At 44.3% G+C, this 3,188-nt stretch carries 3 protein-coding genes; all 3 read right to left on the minus strand.

Going from position 1 to position 3,188, the window contains the following annotated elements; translation table 11 throughout:
- Nucleotides 1-86: 86 nt before the first annotated feature.
- Nucleotides 87-1,298, minus strand: coding sequence for an ATP phosphoribosyltransferase regulatory subunit (locus tag ACFE90_RS37370; protein WP_375507273.1), 1,212 nt, complete (start codon nucleotides 1,296-1,298; stop codon nucleotides 87-89).
- On the minus strand, nucleotides 1,298-2,242 hold the full coding sequence (locus ACFE90_RS37375; protein WP_375507274.1) for a tetratricopeptide repeat protein: 945 nt from the start codon (nucleotides 2,240-2,242) through the stop codon (nucleotides 1,298-1,300). The genes ACFE90_RS37370 and ACFE90_RS37375 overlap by 1 nt, the downstream gene beginning before the upstream one ends.
- Before the next feature lie 74 nt (nucleotides 2,243-2,316).
- Nucleotides 2,317-3,129 (minus strand): inositol monophosphatase family protein, encoded by an 813-nt coding sequence (locus tag ACFE90_RS37380; protein ID WP_375507275.1) that lies wholly within the window; start codon nucleotides 3,127-3,129, stop codon nucleotides 2,317-2,319.
- Between the last annotated feature and the right edge of the window lie 59 nt (nucleotides 3,130-3,188).

Below are 3,188 nucleotides of genomic sequence, written 5' to 3' on the forward strand. Positions count from 1 at the left end.
GCAGGGGGCAGGGGGGAGAATAAAAAATTAGCTCTCTTTCTCCTCTGCTCCTCTGCCTCTTCCCGATGCCTAATTCCCAATTCCCACTAACGTAATTGTTCAATTTTTGGGGAGCCATTAGCTTTCATCCAAACAATTTGGGCAATGCCGCGATCGCTTGCATATTGGCGAATAGCGTCTGCGTCCCTTCCTCCCAAATCAATTTCTACCCGCACTAAATCAGTAGAATCTCTGAGTTTTTGCGCGTAAGCAAAGGCAAAGGCGTTAGCACTAGCCGTCTCTGGTACTACCAACCAGTCACTCGCTGGAGTCACTTGTGGTAATTGCTGAGTAAATAATAAAACTTGGTATAAATCCTCAATGCTGAGTCCAAAACCAATACCAGGTATGTTTTCTCCTTGAGGATGATATAGCCCCAAAAGCTGGTCGTAGCGACCACCGCGCCCTAAAACTCTGGCTTGAGATTCGGTATCGTTAACAACTTCAAAAACTATACCAGTGTAGTAGTCTATGGTCTGGATGAGGCTGAGGTCGAGGATTAACGGAAATTTTTTCTCTGATTCCAGTAATTCTACTAGGGACTTGAGGTTATTTACTGCCTCTCGCTGTTCTTCGTCTAGATCCAAACTACTAACTTTTTGCAACACGTCTGCACTGGGGCCACGCAAATCTAGCATGGTTCGGGCGCGATCGCGTAGTTTATCACTTAGAGGTAAAGTATCTATAGTAATGCGATCAAGATGAGCGATCGCACTGCGAACTTTATCCTGTAAATTAGCAGGAAAGGCACTCAGGAGCGATCGGGTAATTCCCGCTTCACCTAAAATTAAATGCCATTCCCGTAACCCTAGTGCTGCTAAACAATCTGCTACTAACAGTAGTACTTCCGCATTCGCCAACAACCCGCCAGCACCTAATAATTCCACCCCAGCTTGATAAAACTCTTGTTGGCGATTGTGTCTACTTTCCCAAGTGCGGCGAAACACATTAGCGTTGTAGTACAACCGTTGCGGATAAGTTGCATTTGCCATGCGAGTGACAACTGTGCGAGCAATGGATGCTGTTAATTCTGGACGTAGCCCTAATTCATCATCTTCGCCATTTTGTAATTGAATCACCATCTGGCGCTGGATTGCTTCCCCCGCCATCAGAGTATCCATGCGTTCTAAAGTCGAGGTGATAATCCTGTGATATCCCCAACGGTGAAACACCTGCTGTAATCTATCTTCAATCCAGCGTTTTTTCTCCACATCCAAGGGCAATAAATCCCTGGCTCCTGCTGCTGGTTGATACACCATTATTTTTTCTTCCCACCAAACAAACCACCGAACAAACCACCACTACCAGATTTATCTGGTTGCTTATCTCCATTATTGGCGGATGAAGTCACCTTATGATCACTTGGTTGTTGTCCAAGAGCTCTATCGATTTTAGGTTTCCATTGCAGAGCCGCTTGGTCGTTGGGGTCTAATTTAAGAGCATTGTCGAAGTGGATTTTTGCCATTTTTAGCTGATTTTGCTTCAAATACACCATTGCAATTAAGCTATGGCAATGGCTATTTTTAGGTTCTAGCTTCAGGGCATCCTGCAACTCTACTTTGGCTTGGGCAAATTGGTTTTTATCAATCAAAGATTGAGCGCGACGAATATACTGTTCTACAATCGAGTCTTCTTTTGGTGGTGCTGGTGCTGGTGGTGTATTTGACTGAGGCGTAACTGATTCGACATTGGGTTGAGCAGGTGGCCGTGGCGCTGCGGATGGTTTGCTTGCACTCCGCATTAAATACACTAAATTCAACTCACTAACTTGGGCAATGACTTGCAGTGCTTGCTCTAAAGAATCATATTGGGTTTCGCCGATTTTAGTGATCGCACTTTTATAGAAATGCTCGAGATTAGGCGTTTGGGCTAACTGTCTAGCCAACTCGGTGTTGAGAGTCACTGAAGTAGATTCTTGTAGCAGGCGCTTGCCAATTTGCGACAAAATTAAAATATATTCCGTGCGAGTGCGATCGCCACACAGTTTTTCGTAAGCTGGGTTAACCAGCTTTGATAAAAATTCGTTCCCTAGCTGTTTTTGTTCATCAGTTTCAGTAAAACTACTATCCGGGTGTAAGCGGCGGGCAATTTTGAGATAGCGTTTGCGAATCTCTTTAACATCCGCATCCACTGGAACGCATAAAACTGCGTGATGATCTATGAAATCATATTTAAATAGTCCACGATCTATTTTGAAAGACATATAGAGGTTTTGCACCAAAGCAGCAATTAGATTCTTTTTAGTTTACCCAAAGTCAGGGGGAAAGCTCCCACCTGCTAAACCCATGCTGACAGTGGTGGAACTTGTAAAAGTTCGTTACTGAGAGAGTCGTGAATATAACTATTTGTGGCGAGAATTCTACCTGACTCAATTTTGACAGGAGTACCATCGTAGGCGGTAACTTTGCCCCCAGCCTCTTGTAACAAAATTATCCCGGCGGCGATATCCCAAGGAGAAAGCCCTCGTTCCCAGTAACCATCGACACGTCCACAGGCAACGTATGCCAAATCTAGCGATGCGGAACCGCTACGTCTGACTCCTTGAGTAAGATGAGTCAGGTGACTAAATTCTGCGTAGTTGTTATCAGAGGTTTCGCGGCGATCATAAGCAAATCCTGTCACTAGTAAGCTTTTATTCAGTTCCGATGTTACCGAAACTTGCATGGGGCGACGATTACGTGTTGCTCCCAAGCCAGCAGCAGCACGGAATAGCTCATTATGGAAAGGGTCATAAATTACACCAAGTTGCGATACGCCATTAATTAACAGTCCAATGGAAACAGCAAAAAATGGGTATTGATGAGCGTAGTTGGTTGTGCCATCTAGGGGATCTATTGCCCAAAGGTATTCATTCTCTTGATTACCTAATTTTCCTGATTCTTCAGCAAGAATAGAATGATCGGGAAAGTGGCGGCGCAAAATTTCTAAAATCACCTCTTCTGAGGCTTTATCAGCAGCAGTGACTAAATCACCAGGGCGACCTTTTTCAATAATTGCGTCTTCTAATTTACCTAAATAACCTTGCAAAACGACACCAGCAGCTAAAGCCGCTTCAGTAGCAATATCTAGAAAAATTTGTAGATTAGTCATTTGTCATTTGTCATTTGTCATTAGTCATTTGTCGTTCTTCTCCCCCTGCTCCCTGCCCC

It is taken from the genome of uncultured Nostoc sp., from assembly GCF_964245445.1.
Taxonomy (GTDB): Bacteria; Cyanobacteriota; Cyanobacteriia; order Cyanobacteriales; family Nostocaceae; genus Nostoc.

What these genes read in the sequence shown, in the direction of transcription:
- ACFE90_RS37375 (WP_375507274.1), bottom strand. Translation starts at nt 2,242, where the DNA reads ATGTCTTTCAAAATAGATCGTGGACTATTTAAATATGATTTCATAGAT.
- ACFE90_RS37380 (WP_375507275.1), bottom strand. Translation starts at nt 3,129, where the DNA reads ATGACTAATCTACAAATTTTTCTAGATATTGCTACTGAAGCGGCTTTA.
- ACFE90_RS37370 (WP_375507273.1), bottom strand. Translation starts at nt 1,298, where the DNA reads ATGGTGTATCAACCAGCAGCAGGAGCCAGGGATTTATTGCCCTTGGAT.